The organism is Undibacterium sp. RuTC16W, from assembly GCF_049339445.1.
Classification (GTDB): Bacteria; Pseudomonadota; Gammaproteobacteria; order Burkholderiales; family Burkholderiaceae_D; genus Undibacterium.
This window is the reverse complement of the sequence record NZ_JBMPPE010000006.1, coordinates 137,662-153,325: the sequence shown is the minus strand read 5'-3', so window position 1 is coordinate 153,325 and position 15,664 is coordinate 137,662. Positions and strand designations below refer to the sequence as shown.

Sequence of the window (15,664 nt, the reverse complement as noted above, 5' to 3'; positions counted from 1 at the left end):
GCCGTGTAAACACGCTCATATCGACTAAATTTATTTCCACATGGAAATTTATTAATATGATTATGCGCCGGAATTCTTATGTAAAGTTGCCGCATATCAACTATTTTTTACCTTTCAGCTTCAATTTGCAGTGAAAAATATCAAAATGGTGGAAATAAAAAGAAAATATGACAAAATAATTTTCTGATTTACCAAGGAAAATAAGTATCTCAATACACAAGGTCATACAACAAGAGCAGCAGACAAGACCGCGAACACAAAATCATCCACCAGACCGTTACCCTTGCCTAGACTGTCGACTATCGCCCATGAAAATTTCACCACAGCGTTTAAAAGCCCCTCTTCTTTGCGCACTGGCCGCCACATCCTTGTTCGCCAATGCAGTGCCTGCTTATCCACGTTTTCCTGCGATCAGAGGGGACTCTCTCGTGTTCACCGCGGAAGGTGATTTGTGGAAAGTCGCAGCAACCGGAGGTCAAGCGCAAAGACTTACCACACACCCGGCGACAGAACTGAACTCGGCAATCTCGCATGACGGCAAATGGCTAGCCTTTTCTGCGTCATATGAGGGTGCAATGGAGGCATATGTCATGCCACTGTCAGGTGGTGTGCCTAAGCGCATCAGTTTTGAAAATGGCGTGGTCACCGTATTAGGCTGGACGAAACAAGGTGAGGTCCTGACAACGATGCAAAATTCAATTGGTCCGTCGGCACACCGGGTAGTTGCCGCGATCAACCCGCTCACTCTGCAACGACAAGTATTTCCTGTTGCCGACGCTAACGAAGCAGTGCTCGATGACAGTGGTCAAACCCTGTATTTCACACGTTATGGTTTGCATATGACCGGCGACAACGCCAAACAATATCGTGGCGGCGCCTACGCACAGTTATGGAAATATGATCTGCAGAGGAAATCAGAGGCGATCAATCTTTTTCCAGATGAGAAAAGCAATAATAAACGTCCTATGTGGTGGAAAGGCCAGCTATATTTCGTGAGCGATCGTCAGGGTGCATATAACATATGGACTGCCACCGCCGATGGTAAAAATGCCCAGGCGCTGAGTAAACATGTGGACTGGGATGTCAGGAATGCAGCCTTAGGTGACGGTAAAATTGTCTATCAGCTTGGCGCCGATTTACATGTACTCGAGATCGACAGCAATAAAGACCAAGGTATCAATATTGATCTGCTCTCTGATTTTGATCAGCAACGCAATCGACAAATAAAAAATCCGCTTGAACAACTGACCGAAGTTGAATTGGCGGGCAAAGAAGAACGCCTTCTATTCACCGCTCGTGGACATTTAACGATTGCAGGCACCGGCGTTCAAAGGCGCATTGATATTGCGCTTCCAACAGGTGCACGGGGACAATCCGCGGTATTTTCGCATGATGATAAATGGGTTTATGCGATCGTAGATGCCACAGGTGAAAACGAGATTTGGCGCTTCCCAGCGAACGGCAGTGGCAAAGCTGAGGCGCTCACTCATAACGGCGATGTGCATCGCTGGCAAATAGCCCCCTCCCCTGACGGCAAATGGCTGGCGCATACTGATAAACGCGGCAGACTCTGGCTCCTCGATCTGGCGAATAAATCGAATGTCGTCATTGATGATGCGGGGAAAATAGGTGTAGACCGGCATGAAGAAATCGTCTGGTCGCCCGACAGTAAAACTATCGCAGTCACCCGACCAAATTCCAGATTGCAGCGTGAACAGCTTGGTCTATACGATGTCGCTACCAGGCAATGGCAATTCGTAACAAGTGATCGCTACGAATCTCGCTCCCCTGCGTTCTCCCCGGACGGAAAATGGCTGTATTTTTTATCTGCCAGAACATTTCAGGCAACAGAGCCGTCGCCTTGGGGGGATCGTAATATGGGTCCGTTTTTTGACAAGCGCAGCGGCATCTACGCATTGGCTCTGCAGTCAACGAATCGTTTTCCATTCAAGGCGGATGACGAGCTAAGTAAGGTAGAAAGTAAGGTAGAAAGTAAGGTGGAAAGTAAGGCGAACGAAAAAGACACGGATAAATCGAAGGAAAAAACTGAGGACAAAAGCGCTGATAAAACATCGGGCAAAACCACCGGTGAACCTAAAGATGATAAGAAAACCGATGCTGCTGCAAAAGTTCTGCCTGCTATTCACTATACGGGACTAGCCGGCCGTCTGTATCAAGTACCATTGGCATCTGGCAATTATCGCGGACTGGCGGTAGATGATAAGCGTTTGTATTTCACGGAGCAGGACGGTAATGAAGGCAAAGCCACTTTAAAAACTCTGGCGATTACCAAGAACTCACCTGAGCCGGAAGTCTTTGCAAATGGCGTGCGTCAGTTTGATCTGTCAGCGGATAAAAAGCATGTGTACTATCGCAGCTTTGCGATGAATGCTCCCGGTGACTTTCTGATTGTCGAAGCGGGTGCCAAACAGCCCCCGGACGTCAGTAAAGCGAAAGTCAAAATCGATGACTGGTCGTTTAACAGCAACCCGCGTGAAGAGTGGCAGCAAATGTTTGTGGATGCCTGGCGTATGCACCGGGATTTTTTATATGACGACAAAATGCGGGGGGTCGACTGGCTCAAAACCCGCAATAAGTACGCACCTCTGGTTGATCGTGTCACCGACAGAACAGAGCTCAACGACATACTTGGTATGATGGTTAGCGAAGTCAGTGCCCTGCATTCACAAGTCGCGCCCGGCGATATTCGTAAAGCGGCTCCAGACGGTCAGGCAGCAAGTTTGGGAGCAGTGCTGATCCGAACGGGAGACGGCTATCGCATCGAGCATATCTATCATAGCGAACCTGAATTACCTGCCGGACGCTCTCCTTTATCTCAACCGGATCTGGACATCCAAGAAGGCGATGTGATTACCGGGATCAATGGCAAGAAGACGACCGACGCAAGGGATATCTCTGATCTGCTTTTAAATCAGGCGGAGAAACAGGTTTTACTGCATATACAGCGAGGACAAGCCGCGGCTAAAGCAGTCATCGTCACGCCCATCAGCATCGACAAGCAAAACAATCTCCGTTATAGCGATTGGGAACAAGCGCGCAGTGACCGGGTGAATACGGTATCTCAAGGCAAAATAGGTTATTTACATCTACGTGCAATGGGATCACGTGATATCGCCAGCTTTGCCCGCGATTTTTATAGCAATATTGATCGAGATGGCCTGATCATTGATGTCCGTCGCAATAATGGCGGCAATATCGACAGCTGGATTATTGAGAAATTATTGCGCAAAGCCTGGGCCTTCTGGTCATCTCCGAATAATCAACCCGCCACCAACATGCAACAAACATTCCGTGGCCACCTGGTTGTCTTGATTGATGAACTGACCTATTCTGATGGTGAAACTTTTGCTGCAGGGATTAAAGCATTAAAACTTGCCCCATTAGTCGGAAAACGCACAGCCGGCGCGGGTGTCTGGCTATCAGACAATAATCGTCTCGCTGATAATGGCATGGTCAGAGTTGCCGAAAACGCTCAATTTGCGATGGATGGTCACTGGCTGATCGAGGGGGTAGGTGTGATTCCCGATGTTGAGGTAGATAATCTTCCACATGCGACTTTTGCAGGGCAAGACCAGCAATTGGAAGTCGCGTTGAAAATGCTGAATAGTCAATTGAAAGAGCAACCGGTTAAGGCCTTGAAACCACAAGCAATACCAAGCCTGAAATAACCGATTCTTGGTACACGTATATAAACTCAGGAGGCAGCAATGTTAAAACGAAGCGTACAATTCATTGGCATTCTGTTTCTTGCGCTTATTTTCTTTATGATCGTGCTTGTTGCCACAACATGGGCACCTGATCAGCCTCTTGCAAATTTAACGCAAAAATGGGCTCCGGCACCATCGACTTTTATCAATCTCCATGGATTGAATGTACACATACGGGATCAGGGCCTCGCCTCCGATCCACTGCCAATTATTTTAATTCATGGAACCTCATCCAGTCTTCATACCTGGGAAGGCTGGGCAGATGTACTGAAGACGCAGCATCGGGTTATCAGTATGGATTTGCCTGGCTTTGGTTTAACCGGTCCCAATGTGCAGGACGATTACAGTAATCAGGTGTATGTACGCTTCATCATCGAGCTGATGGATCAATTGGGAGTACAACGCTGTATCCTCGGTGGAAATTCGCTCGGTGGCGAAATCGCGTGGCAAGTTGCTGCCAGCAGGCCAGACCGGGTGGAAAAATTAGTCCTGGTTGATGCTGCCGGTTATGCATTTATTCCAGAATCCATCCCACTAGGATTCAGGATTGCCCGCACTCCGGTGTTGAATAAGTTGGTGGAATTAACCTTGCCGCGAGATATGATGGAAAAGAGCGTGCGGAATGTCTACGGCAATCCAGATAAAGTGACAGCAGAACTGGTTGATCGATATATAGCAACCACGCTACGTGCAGGCAACCGGCATGCACTGGTCAGGCGTTTTTCACAGTTAGATGCCGGGGCCGGGTCTGATAAAATTAAATCCTTGCACTTGCCCACATTGATCATCTGGGGTGCAAAAGACAAACTAATACCGGTTAAATATGCACGCGAATTTCATCAGGACATATCAGGTAGTCAGTTACAAATTTTTGACCAGCTGGGACATGTTCCACAAGAAGAAGATCCTGCAGCAACGATTAAAGTAGTGCAGGATTTTTTGCATTAAAAATAAAACGCCAGAATAAATCAGGTGTACGCAGAACCGTCATCGGATCCCATATCCTGGCACTCAGATATCGGGCATTTCTTCTGCAATCAAACTGATATTTGATTGATCATCAGTTTGTATTTCAGAGTTTAATGTCCAAGTTTCTGAAATACGCTGGGTGTCGTCAATCAAATCCTGAGTAGCCCCATCACTCACCAGATCACGACTATCCATAGATTTTTTACCGGCATCAAAACTCGCCATCATCATCAGCTTGTATCCCTCCATCACATCCTGAGATACCCCCTCGCCATTGAGATACTTGAGTCCCAGATTAAACTGCGCGCTGGACAAGCCTTGTCCGGCAGCTTTTATATACCAAAATACCGCCTTCTTATCGTCATGAGGCACGCCATTGCCGTTTGCATACATCGTGCCCAAACGGTATTGGGCATGCGGATTGCCCTGATATGCCGCTTTTTTGTAGGAGATCAGTGCCTGTTTCAAATCCTGCCGGACACCCTCGCCCATAGAATATAAAACACCCAAATTTAGATATGCGACGGAATATCCCTGTGCCGCCGCTTTTTGATACCAGTACGCAGCTTTTTGGGAGTCCTGAGGCAAGCCTAGAGCATTGCTATACATCAAACCCAGGTTAGTCTGAGCCCCTGCATGGCCTTTGTCAGCAGCCTTTTGAAACCATTGCAAGGCTTGCTGGTAATCTTGCTCTACATTTTCACCGTGAAAGTACATGACACCCAATCTGGTTTGCGCCAGAACATCGCCTTGATTAGCTAACTTTGTCAGCGCCCCCAGATCAGATGACACCGAGATTCGATTACTGTCACTTAAGTGCAATCGACCTATCAGACCATCACCTAAAGCCGTAGTGAAGGTCGCGAAACCGATAAGGAATAACAGTCCTTTTTTGATACGTGTCATTACCGTCTCCTCCGCTGATACAGGGCAAGTAATAGTGCCTTTTCACCTTAACCTTCAAGTGATACGGCAAGCTCCGTGTGTACTTAATCCGCCGAATTAAAAGAGGACACCTCTACTAAACGACGTTAGGTCACATCAGCTTAGACAATAACAAAAGGATGTTTCATAACTATGAGGAAACGTAACGAATTGTAGTCAATTTGTGAGGAATTCTCTTCGCTTCAGAACATAAATGTACCTTGGACAGGCTACGAGTCGCTTGCCACTCTGACCGTATTTCGTCCTGACTGCTTTGCTTCGTATAGCATCGCATCAGCACGCTGAAACCAGGATGACGCCGTCTCTGAGGGTGTAATTTTTGCGACCCCGATTGATACTGTTACAGGCAAATCTGCATGCAGTGAGGCTGATGCTATTTTTATTCTCAGTTCTTCCGCGAGAGCACTGGCGGTCGACAGATCCGTCCCGACTGCAATGACAACAAACTCCTCACCCCCATAGCGAAAAATCCCATCAGTAACACGTAATCTGGTGCGTATCACATCACATAATTTTGTCAGTACCTGATCACCCGCTGCATGCCCGAACTGATCATTAATTTTCTTAAAATGATCCAGATCCAGTAATAGAAGGCAAGACTCGAGATTGCAGGACTCCGCATCCGAAAATGCCTCCAAGGCGCGATCTAAGGCACGGCGATTACCAACACCAGTCAGAAAATCCCGCTCGGCTTGCTGATTTAATTCGTTATGCTGAATGCTGGTACGGTATGAAAAAATATAAGAAAAAAGATTAATCAATACCAGGGTCACCGCAATTGACGACAAATCGAAAAGCGTCATTTGCCTGCTCAAAATCAACAACAAGATAGACAGAGAAAAAGTGTTGATCAGCAAAGCATGGTTTGCTTTCAACATAAAAAAAGCGGCGATCATCGTTGGGTATACCCAATACACAATCGCCGCACCTTTGAGGTAAATCGCTGCCAGCATACCGGCAGAATAGAACACCGTGACTATCAGGCTGGCATTCTGAACCCGCCCGGTTCTCCAGACAAAAACAAAGATCGCAATCATACCGGCAACAATCGCAAGATCAACCGTCGCCAGCATCCAGTTAGCCTGAAACAGGCGAATAATCCCAAACGGCAAGATGCTGGGGATACTCAGAGCACAAAGCATCAAGAGGATAATTTCTTCTTTTGACCGATTCCGTTTCGTAACAGACAGATCAAAATGATGAGCGTCACTCGCGCGAGTTCTTTGCATCGTTCCAGCCTATTAAAAGGTCAGTCAGGCAACTCCGCAGATTTGCCGACCAGATTCACATCTCTGAGGTCGGGAGGAGTTCTGTTAGTTTGATTATGGATGAAATTACCAGCCAATGCATCAATGCAATACGCTCATTGAGACAACAACTCGATAATTTCACAACGCAGTAACAATAACTTACATTGCCGCATGTCAATACCAACAGTGAATAAACCGTATAATGGTACAAATTAGTATAAATCACGGTCATTTGTACTGATTTTTTTCTACCTGAAACTTCACAAAGTTAAGATAACTTATTGTCAAAATTGAGAAACAAACCGTCATCGATTGATATATGGCGAACTATCTTGCCACACTGACTCACTACCATTCAGGCACACAGGTACAACCTGAGGAAGCACGTCTTTATGTTTGTAGTTAAAAGGATCTATCGCTTCTGTCTGCTCCTATCGCTCACATTGCTTGCGAGTCCATCTAGTGCCGCCACGCTTCCGCTGCTAGTAGCAGAGACCAGAGATGAATACGGTGAAATGGCACCGATCCGACCAGAAAATCAAAAGCTTATCGACTACTTTGAGAAAGCACTTGAACTTCAGTTTGAGATACGGCGCTATCCGCTTCCACGTCTGGTGGAAAGCGTAAAAACGGGAGAAGGTATTGCCTTTGGTCTATCCAAAAATAAAGACCGCCTTAGCTCAATGCGTTTTTCTGATGCTGTCTTTACAGACTTTGTGTGGGTAGTAGCACGTAGCGACTCCAATATTCAATTTAACTCTCTACAAGATTTACAAGGTAAATCTGTCGGCATCGTCAGGGGAATCCGTTACGGAGACGAAATTGACAGCAAACGAGGCAATTTTTTTAAAGTAGAAGAAGATCAGCCGCAAACCAGTTCACGACTACGTAAATTACTTTCAGGTCGCATGGACGTTCTGCTGTTTAATTCGCGTACCGCCAATGCGAAAGAATTAGAAGCTGAGTTAAACCAATATATCAAAGACAAAAAAATCCGTAGTCCAGGCCAAATCAATTACACAGTCAAAGTATTGAGTAAGCCTTTTTTAGCTGACGATATTCATTTCGTATCTAGCCTGCAAAGTAATCTGGATGTGATTGAGAAGATTAATAGCGCCATTATTAGAGGACGCAAATCGGGCGAGCTTCCAGCACTATTTAGACCGACACGCCAGAGTCCATAAGGACTTACGACGATTCCACTATTCTAAGCAACTCACGAACCGAACGTTATAGCATGCTGGTTTAACCGGAATTTACGATTTGGCCACTATCACTTCTTGGAAGCGCAAGTGGCATAAGGCGTTTAATAGGATCGTACCATCGCGATTTAAGCATGAGCATTGCCATTGCTAGTGTGAACTTGCCGCTGTTCATATGAAAATCCGGGCTCAACTGAGAATTAAATTGAGATTAAAATTGAGAATAAGCGCAATAAAAAAACCTGAGGCAGATATCTGCATCAGGTTTTTTATCTATCTCAATTACCTCAGACAGATTATTTTTTTCGCATCGGCGGTAAATCGGTACAAACACCTTTATACACCTCAGCCGCCATACCGATCGATTCACCCAGGGTAGGATGTGGATGGATGGTCTTGCCGATATCGACTGCATCAGCACCCATCTCAATCGCCAGGGCGATCTCACCTATCATGTCACCCGCATGCGTACCGACGATGCCGCCGCCGACGATGCGCTTGGTTTCTGCATCGAACAGCAACTTGGTGAAGCCTTCGTCACGGCCATTTGCCACTGCACGGCCAGACGCTGCCCATGGGAAATGACCTTTTTCAAGCTTGACGCCTTTGGCCTTAGCTTCATCTTCTGTCATACCTACCCATGCAACTTCAGGGTCGGTGTAGGCAACGGATGGAATCACGCTGGCATCGAAGTAGGCTTTTTCACCGGAAGCTGCTTCGGCTGCCACATGGGCTTCATGCACAGCCTTGTGTGCCAGCATGGGTTGGCCAACCAAGTCGCCAATCGCAAAGATATGCGGCACGTTAGTGCGCATTTGCTTGTCGACATTGATGAAGCCACGGTCAGTCACTGCCACGCCTGCCTTGTCGGCAGCAATTTTCTTGCCATTGGGGCTGCGGCCTACTGCCACCAGTACCAGGTCATAGACTTGGGGTGCTGGTGCTGTTGCGCCAGCTTCGGCGGCTTCGAATGTGACCTTGATACCTTCAGGCAGGGCTTCAACAGCAACCGTTTTGGTTTTCAACATGATGTTATCAAAACGTTTTTCATTGAATTTTTGCCAGACCTTGACCATGTCACGGTCTGCGCCCTGCATCAGGCCATCCAGCATTTCAACGACATCAATGCGTGAACCCAGGGTGGAATACACGGTCGCCATTTCCAGGCCGATGATGCCGCCACCGATGACCAGCATGCGTTTTGGTATCTGACGCAGTTCCAGCGCACCGGTGCTGTCAACAATGCGCAGGTCAGTCGGTACGAAAGGCAGGTTCACGACAGAAGAGCCAGCGGCAATAATCGCCTGTTTGAACTGTACGGTTTTCTTGCTGCCATCCGCCGCTGTGACTTCGATATGGTTAGGGCTGAGGAATTGGCCCACACCCTGCACCACATTGACCTTGCGGGCTTTTGCCATGCCATTCAGGCCAGTCGTCATTTTCTTGATGACGCCTTCCTTGTAGCCGCGCAGTTTATCGATATCAATTTCTGGCTTGGCAAAGGTCACGCCATGTGCTGCCATGGATGCAGTTTCATCAATCACTGCTGCCACATGCAGCAGCGCTTTGGATGGGATACAGCCAACATTGAGGCAAACGCCACCAAGCGTGGAATAACGTTCGACCAGCACCGTATTCATGCCCAGATCGGCAGAACGGAAGGCAGCAGAATAACCGCCAGGGCCAGCACCCAAGACCATCATGTCGCATTCAACATCGACCTTGCCGGTGTAACCGGAAGCGACTGGTGCGGGTGCGGCAGGGGCGGCCTGAGCAGCTGGAGCAGAAGCAGTTGCGGCAGCAGGAGCAGATGCTGCCTGGCCTGCGGCTTCAACCAGTAACAACAAGCTGCCTTCGGCAACCTTGTCACCAACCTTGACTTTGATTTCTTTTACAGTACCAGCATGGCTGGATGGAATTTCCATACTGGCTTTGTCAGATTCGACTGTGATCAGCGATTGATCAACCTTGATGCTGTCGCCAACCTTGACTATGACTTCGATGACTTCAACTTCCTTGAAATCACCAATATCAGGGACTTTGACTTCGACGATGCCGACTGGCCCGGCAGGTGCGGCTACAACGGGTGCCACAGGAGCAGCAACTGGTGCTGGGGCAGACGCAACGGCGGGGGCGGCCTGAGCCGCAGGCGCTGCACTTGCCGCAGCCCCCTCAGCTTCTATGACCAACAACAAACTGCCTTCAGCAATCTTGTCACCGAGCTTGACTTTCAATTCCTTGATGACACCGGCGTGGCTGGACGGGATTTCCATGCTGGCCTTGTCGGACTCCACCGTTACCAGCGATTGATCAACCTTGATGGTGTCACCCACCTTGACCAGCAATTCGATGACTTCAACTTCCTTGAAATCACCGATATCGGGTACTTTGACTTCGATAGTGCTCATAGTCTGGTCTCCGTTCACAGCAAGGTTTTACGCAAATCAGCCAGTACATCAGCCAGATAAGCGGTGAACTTGGCAGCCATGGCACCATCAATGACGCGATGGTCATATGACAGCGACAGCGGCAGCATCAGGCGTGGCTGGAATTGCTTGCCATCCCAGACTGGTTTGATACTGGATTTGGACAAGCCCAGGATCGCCACTTCAGGCGCATTGATGATAGGCGTGAACGCCGTGCCACCGATGCCGCCGAGTGAAGAGATCGTGAAAGTTGCGCCCTGCATGTCAGCAGGTTTCAACTTGCCATCGCGTGCCTGGGCAGACAACTCACCCATTTCAACGGCGATTTGCGACAGGGTCTTCTGGTCTGCGTTTTTAACGACAGGCACGACCAGGCCATTAGGCGTATCTGCTGCAAAGCCGACGTTGTAATACTGCTTCAGGATCAGGTTTTCACCGGTCGCATCGAGAGAAGAATTAAATGCCGGGAATTTCTTCAATGCTGCAACGCTGGCCTTGATGACAAAAGCCAGCATCGTCAGTTTGACACCGGATTTAACCAGGGCTTCGTTCGATGACTTACGGAATTCTTCAAGATCGCTGATATCCGCTTCATCAAATTGCGTAACATGCGGGATCATCACCCAGTTGCGGTGCAGGTTAGGGCCGCTGAGTTTTTTGATGCGTGACAAAGGCGAAGTCGTGGTCGCGCCAAACTTGCTGAAATCCAGCGACGGCCATGGCAATACATCGAGGCCAACGCCACTGCCATTTTTTGCCGGAGCAGAAACCGCAGCAACGGCAGTGCTGCCCGCCATGATGCCCTTGACGAAGTTTTGTACGTCTTCTTGCGTGATACGGCCTTTTTGGCCGGAACCAGCAACGCGACTCAGGTCCACACCCAGTTCACGCGCAAACTTGCGTATGGATGGTGAAGCGTGCGCTTTGCCTGCGCTGGCTGTTGCTACAGGTGCAGGTGCAGCCGGTGCTGCTGCCACTGCAACTGGGGCAGGAGCTGCGACTGGCGCTATTGCCGCTGGTGCAGGCGTAGCAGCTACTGGCGCTGCAGGAGCAGCCGCTGGCGCTGCTGCACTTGCCGCAGCATCAACCACGACCAGCAAAGAACCTTCAGCAACCTTGTCGCCAACCTTGACTTTAATTTCTGTGACCACACCGGCATGGCTGGATGGAATCTCCATGCTGGCTTTATCTGATTCTACGGTGATCAGTGACTGATCCACCTTGATGGTGTCGCCGACTTTGACCATCAGCTCAATGACTTCAACTTCCTTGAAATCACCAATATCCGGTACTTTGACTTCTACGCTACTCATAGTTTTCTCCATTGTCGCCCTGCGCTATCGCAGGGCGGTTGGGGTGAAGCCAGGTTTCATCACCTGTCTTCACGCTCATCCTGTCTCTCCCTAAAAATGAAAGAGACAGGAAATGTTAGTGGGTGTCAGACGTAAAATTACACAGTAACCGGATTAGGTTTATCTGCATTGATACCGTATTTGGCAATTGCCTGCGCCACCACGGATGCAGACAAGGCACCTTCATCAGCCAGTGTTTTCAACGCAGCGATGACGACGAAGTAACGGTTGACTTCAAAGAACTCACGCAGTTTGGCGCGGGAATCAGAACGGCCAAAACCATCTGTACCCAAGACCTTGTAGCTACGGTTCTTCGGTATGAAGGCACGTACCTGCTCAGCAAAGGTGCGCATATAGTCGGTTGCGACGACGATAGGGCCAGCCGTGTCTTTCAGGCATTGCGCAATGTAAGGCACGCGTGGTTCTGCAGTCGGGTGCAGCATGTTCCAGCGTTCAGCATCCTGGCCATCACGGGCCAGCAGAGTGAAGGATGGTGCAGACCAGACATCGGCAGCAATACCCCAGTCGTTTTGCAGCAACTCAGCACCTGCAATCACTTCACGCAGAATAGTGCCTGATCCCATCAGTTGTACGCGGTGCTTGGTGGTTTGCTCTGATTTTTGCAACTGGTACAGACCCTTGATGATACCCTCTTCCTGACCGGCTTTCAAACCTGGATGGCTATAGTTTTCATTCATCAGGGTGATGTAGTAAAACACATCTTCCTGATCAGTCACCATGCGACGCAGACCATCATGCATGATGACTGCCACTTCATGGGCAAAGGTCGGGTCGTAAGGAATACAGTTAGGAATGGTGGATGCCAATACATGGCTGTGACCATCTTCATGCTGCAAGCCTTCACCATTCAGCGTCGTGCGACCGGCAGTACCGCCGAGCAGGAAACCACGTGCGCGCATGTCGCCAGCAGCCCATGCCAGGTCACCAATACGCTGCAGACCGAACATCGAGTAATAGGTATAGAACGGGATCATGACGCGGTTATTGGTCGAGTAGGAAGTCGCCGCAGCGATCCATGAACTCATACCACCGGCTTCATTGATACCCTCTTGCAAAATCTGACCGGCCTTGTCTTCGCGGTAGTACATGACCTGGTCTTTATCGACAGGCTCATACAACTGACCGACCTGGCTGAAAATACCGATCTGGCGGAACAGTCCTTCCATACCAAAGGTACGCGATTCATCGACCATGATAGGCACCACGCGCTGGCCCAGGCTGGCATCGCGCAGCAAGGCTGTCAGGATACGCACATATGCGGCTGTCGTGGAAATTTCACGGCCTTCTGCCGTTGGTTCCAGCATCGCCTGGAAGGCTGTCAGTTCTGGCACCACCAAAGCCTCGTCGGCTTTTTGACGGCGTTGTGGCAGGTAGCCACCCAGTTCTTTACGGCGCGCATGCAGGTATTGCATTTCTGGCGTGTCGTCAGCCGGTTTAAAGAATGGAATTGCTGGCAATTCAGAGTCAGCAATCGGCAACTGGAAGCGGTCACGCATGGCCTTGATGGCTTCATCGTCAAGCTTCTTGGTATTGTGCGCGGTGTTGCGCGCTTCACCGGATTTGCCAAAGCCAAAGCCCTTGATACTCTTCGCCAAAATAACAGTAGGCTGGCCCTTGTTTTCCTGGGCGACTTTGAATGCTGCATAAATCTTGTGTGGGTCGTGGCCACCACGGGTCAGACGCCAGATGTCGTCATCCGACATTTTGCTGACCATTTCCAGCAATTTTGGATGCTTGCCAAAGAAGTTGGCGCGTACATAGGCACCATCCTTGGCTTTATAGTTCTGGTATTCGCCATCAACGGTTTCCATCATCACTTTTTGCAGAATGCCGTCTTTGTCTTTCGCCAGCAATTCATCCCAGCCACTGCCCCAGATAACTTTGACGACATTCCAGCCGGCGCCACGGAAATCAGATTCCAGTTCCTGAATGATCTTGCCATTGCCACGTACCGGGCCGTCCAGGCGTTGCAGGTTACAGTTGACGACAATCACCAGATTGTCCAGTTGTTCGCGCCCGGCCATGCCGATTGCGCCCATAGATTCTGGTTCGTCCATCTCACCATCGCCACAGAATGCCCAGACTTTACGTTTTTCAGTATCTGCAATACCACGAGCATGCAAATACTTCAGGAAGCGTGCCTGGTAAATCGCCATCAATGGGCCCAGCCCCATGGACACGGTAGGGAATTGCCAGAAGTCTGGCATCAGTTTTGGATGCGGGTAAGAAGACAGGCCCTTGCCATCAACTTCGCGACGGAAATGCAGCAATTGCTCTTCAGTCAGGCGGCCTTCAAGGAAGGCGCGTGCATAGATACCAGGAGAAGAATGGCCCTGAATATAGAGCAGATCACCACCGTGATCTTCAGTCGGCGCATGCCAGAAATGATTGAAGCCTATGCCCAGCATGTTTGCCAGCGAGGCAAAACTGGACAGGTGACCACCAAGGTCGCCATCAACGCGGTTAGCCTTGACCACCATGGCCATGGCGTTCCAGCGCATCATGGAACGCAGTTTTTCTTCAATTTCGAGATTACCCGGGCAATGTTCCCCCATATCCGCAGGGATCGTATTCACATAAGCGGTATTGCTGGAAAACGGAATATGGGCACCGCGACGACGCGCCAGATCTACCATGCGCTCCATCAGATAATGGGCACGTTCCGGCCCTTCGTTTTCGATCACCGATTCGAGGGCATCCAGCCACTCGTTAGTTTCCATCACATCGGGATCATTGACGGCTTGCGCCAGAACTTGGTCTATCTGGGGTGACATAACACGGTCTCCTGTTAATGCGCTTTCGAAGCGAAGCGCGGTGGCGAATCGACAAATTAGTGCTTGTATCTACATCATATTAATTGTGTGCGAAAGCATTCTAACAGGACTTTTTTATTTTTCAAATAGCGATACATGATTTCATAATATGATATTTTGTGTGCAGCGCAACATTTCAATATCAAACAGACTCAACATGAAGATCGCCTTCACTCATAGAAGCGCACGGCACAATACGTCAGGGGGAGTGAGCGAAAGTCTATCAGCGGGATTACTCTGGAAAAGTAACGCAGAGATACTGAAGTAACGCAGAGATACTGAAAAGTTCATTAGACTCATCGAGCATCATGCGCTCATGGAATTAAGAGCATATTGGATCAGCACGGAGCCAAGAAAAAATAAAGCCAGCGCACTGCATACAAAAAAAACTCCAGTGAAGCTAATTCACAATTAGCTTCACTGGAGTTTTTAAGGAGTTTTTTAAATATGATTCTACAAAACTAAAGGACTCATCTCACTTTGCCTTCTTCGCCTTTAAAAACACTGGCCCCCAGATGGGATGTCCGATTTCGCTAGGCAATAAATCAAAATTGGGATCTAGTTTCAATGCACGCTCAAATTGCTGACGGCATAGTTGAGCCCGCGACGTGACACAATATGAGAAAGCCATCGTTTTTAAGGCGCTTAACTGGATGGCTTTATTATGCCCGCTCCATATCTCCGTGCCGCTCAACTTCTTAATCGCGCCGTTGTAATCGCCGTCGTTATACAAACTTAAGCCCTCTTTTAAAGCAATGACGTCGTAATTGCTGACGGGCGGAGTCACGACAGGAGCCTCCGCCGCCGCCACTGGTTGCGGTGTAGCTTTGACTTCTTTTTGCTTAATGGCTGGTTTGAGTGATGGATCTGATATTTTTTGCAGATTCTCACACCCGGAAATCATGACGATAACCAAAAATAGACAAAGCCGACTGAATTTAAAAATACTGTTCATGTA

General features: G+C 48.9%; 9 protein-coding genes. 3 read left to right on the top strand and 6 right to left on the bottom strand.

What is annotated here, in order from left to right; genetic code table 11:
- Window positions 1–308 precede the first annotated feature (308 nt).
- Window positions 309–3,689: a S41 family peptidase gene (locus ACO0K4_RS13125; RefSeq protein ID WP_422957082.1), complete on the top strand. Its 3,381-nt coding sequence runs from the start codon at window positions 309–311 to the stop codon at window positions 3,687–3,689.
- 39 nt (window positions 3,690–3,728) lie between these two features.
- On the top strand, window positions 3,729–4,676 hold the full coding sequence (locus ACO0K4_RS13120; RefSeq protein ID WP_422957081.1) for an alpha/beta fold hydrolase: 948 nt from the start codon (window positions 3,729–3,731) through the stop codon (window positions 4,674–4,676).
- Between the two features lie 63 nt (window positions 4,677–4,739).
- Here ACO0K4_RS13120 and ACO0K4_RS13115 read toward each other — a convergent pair whose 3' ends face one another.
- Both ACO0K4_RS13115 and ACO0K4_RS13110 read right to left on the bottom strand, forming a co-directional pair.
- On the bottom strand, window positions 4,740–5,603 hold the full coding sequence (locus tag ACO0K4_RS13115; RefSeq protein ID WP_422957080.1) for a tetratricopeptide repeat protein: 864 nt from the start codon (window positions 5,601–5,603) through the stop codon (window positions 4,740–4,742).
- A gap of 248 nt (window positions 5,604–5,851) precedes the next feature.
- Window positions 5,852–6,871 (bottom strand): GGDEF domain-containing protein, encoded by a 1,020-nt coding sequence (locus tag ACO0K4_RS13110; protein ID WP_422957079.1) that lies wholly within the window; start codon window positions 6,869–6,871, stop codon window positions 5,852–5,854.
- A 413-nt stretch (window positions 6,872–7,284) separates the two neighbouring features.
- Between ACO0K4_RS13110 and ACO0K4_RS13105 the strand changes: the two genes are divergently transcribed.
- Entirely contained in the window at window positions 7,285–8,076 is a 792-nt protein-coding gene (locus ACO0K4_RS13105) for a substrate-binding periplasmic protein (protein ID WP_422957078.1), read from the top strand.
- Window positions 8,077–8,390: 314 nt separating this feature from the next.
- On the opposite strand, the gene lpdA is transcribed toward ACO0K4_RS13105, so the two are convergent.
- From lpdA to ACO0K4_RS13085, 4 genes are all read right to left on the bottom strand, one after another.
- Window positions 8,391–10,502 (bottom strand): dihydrolipoyl dehydrogenase, encoded by a 2,112-nt coding sequence (gene lpdA / locus ACO0K4_RS13100; RefSeq protein WP_422957077.1) that lies wholly within the window; start codon window positions 10,500–10,502, stop codon window positions 8,391–8,393.
- Between the two features lie 14 nt (window positions 10,503–10,516).
- Window positions 10,517–11,833 (bottom strand): dihydrolipoyllysine-residue acetyltransferase, encoded by a 1,317-nt coding sequence (gene aceF, locus ACO0K4_RS13095; RefSeq protein ID WP_422957076.1) that lies wholly within the window; start codon window positions 11,831–11,833, stop codon window positions 10,517–10,519.
- A gap of 137 nt (window positions 11,834–11,970) precedes the next feature.
- Window positions 11,971–14,667, bottom strand: coding sequence for a pyruvate dehydrogenase (acetyl-transferring), homodimeric type (aceE, locus tag ACO0K4_RS13090; RefSeq protein ID WP_422957075.1), 2,697 nt, complete (start codon window positions 14,665–14,667; stop codon window positions 11,971–11,973).
- A gap of 514 nt (window positions 14,668–15,181) precedes the next feature.
- Window positions 15,182–15,610 (bottom strand): TssQ family T6SS-associated lipoprotein, encoded by a 429-nt coding sequence (locus ACO0K4_RS13085; protein ID WP_422957074.1) that lies wholly within the window; start codon window positions 15,608–15,610, stop codon window positions 15,182–15,184.
- Window positions 15,611–15,664 lie beyond the last annotated feature (54 nt).

Coding starts and splice junctions, on each gene's coding strand:
- ACO0K4_RS13105 (WP_422957078.1), top strand. CDS start 7,285: ATGTTTGTAGTTAAAAGGATCTATCGCTTCTGTCTGCTCCTATCGCTC.
- aceE (WP_422957075.1), bottom strand. CDS start 14,667: ATGTCACCCCAGATAGACCAAGTTCTGGCGCAAGCCGTCAATGATCCC.
- ACO0K4_RS13110 (WP_422957079.1), bottom strand. CDS start 6,871: ATGCAAAGAACTCGCGCGAGTGACGCTCATCATTTTGATCTGTCTGTT.
- ACO0K4_RS13125 (WP_422957082.1), top strand. CDS start 309: ATGAAAATTTCACCACAGCGTTTAAAAGCCCCTCTTCTTTGCGCACTG.
- ACO0K4_RS13120 (WP_422957081.1), top strand. CDS start 3,729: ATGTTAAAACGAAGCGTACAATTCATTGGCATTCTGTTTCTTGCGCTT.
- aceF (WP_422957076.1), bottom strand. CDS start 11,833: ATGAGTAGCGTAGAAGTCAAAGTACCGGATATTGGTGATTTCAAGGAA.
- lpdA (WP_422957077.1), bottom strand. CDS start 10,502: ATGAGCACTATCGAAGTCAAAGTACCCGATATCGGTGATTTCAAGGAA.
- ACO0K4_RS13115 (WP_422957080.1), bottom strand. CDS start 5,603: ATGACACGTATCAAAAAAGGACTGTTATTCCTTATCGGTTTCGCGACC.
- ACO0K4_RS13085 (WP_422957074.1), bottom strand. CDS start 15,610: ATGATTTCCGGGTGTGAGAATCTGCAAAAAATATCAGATCCATCACTC.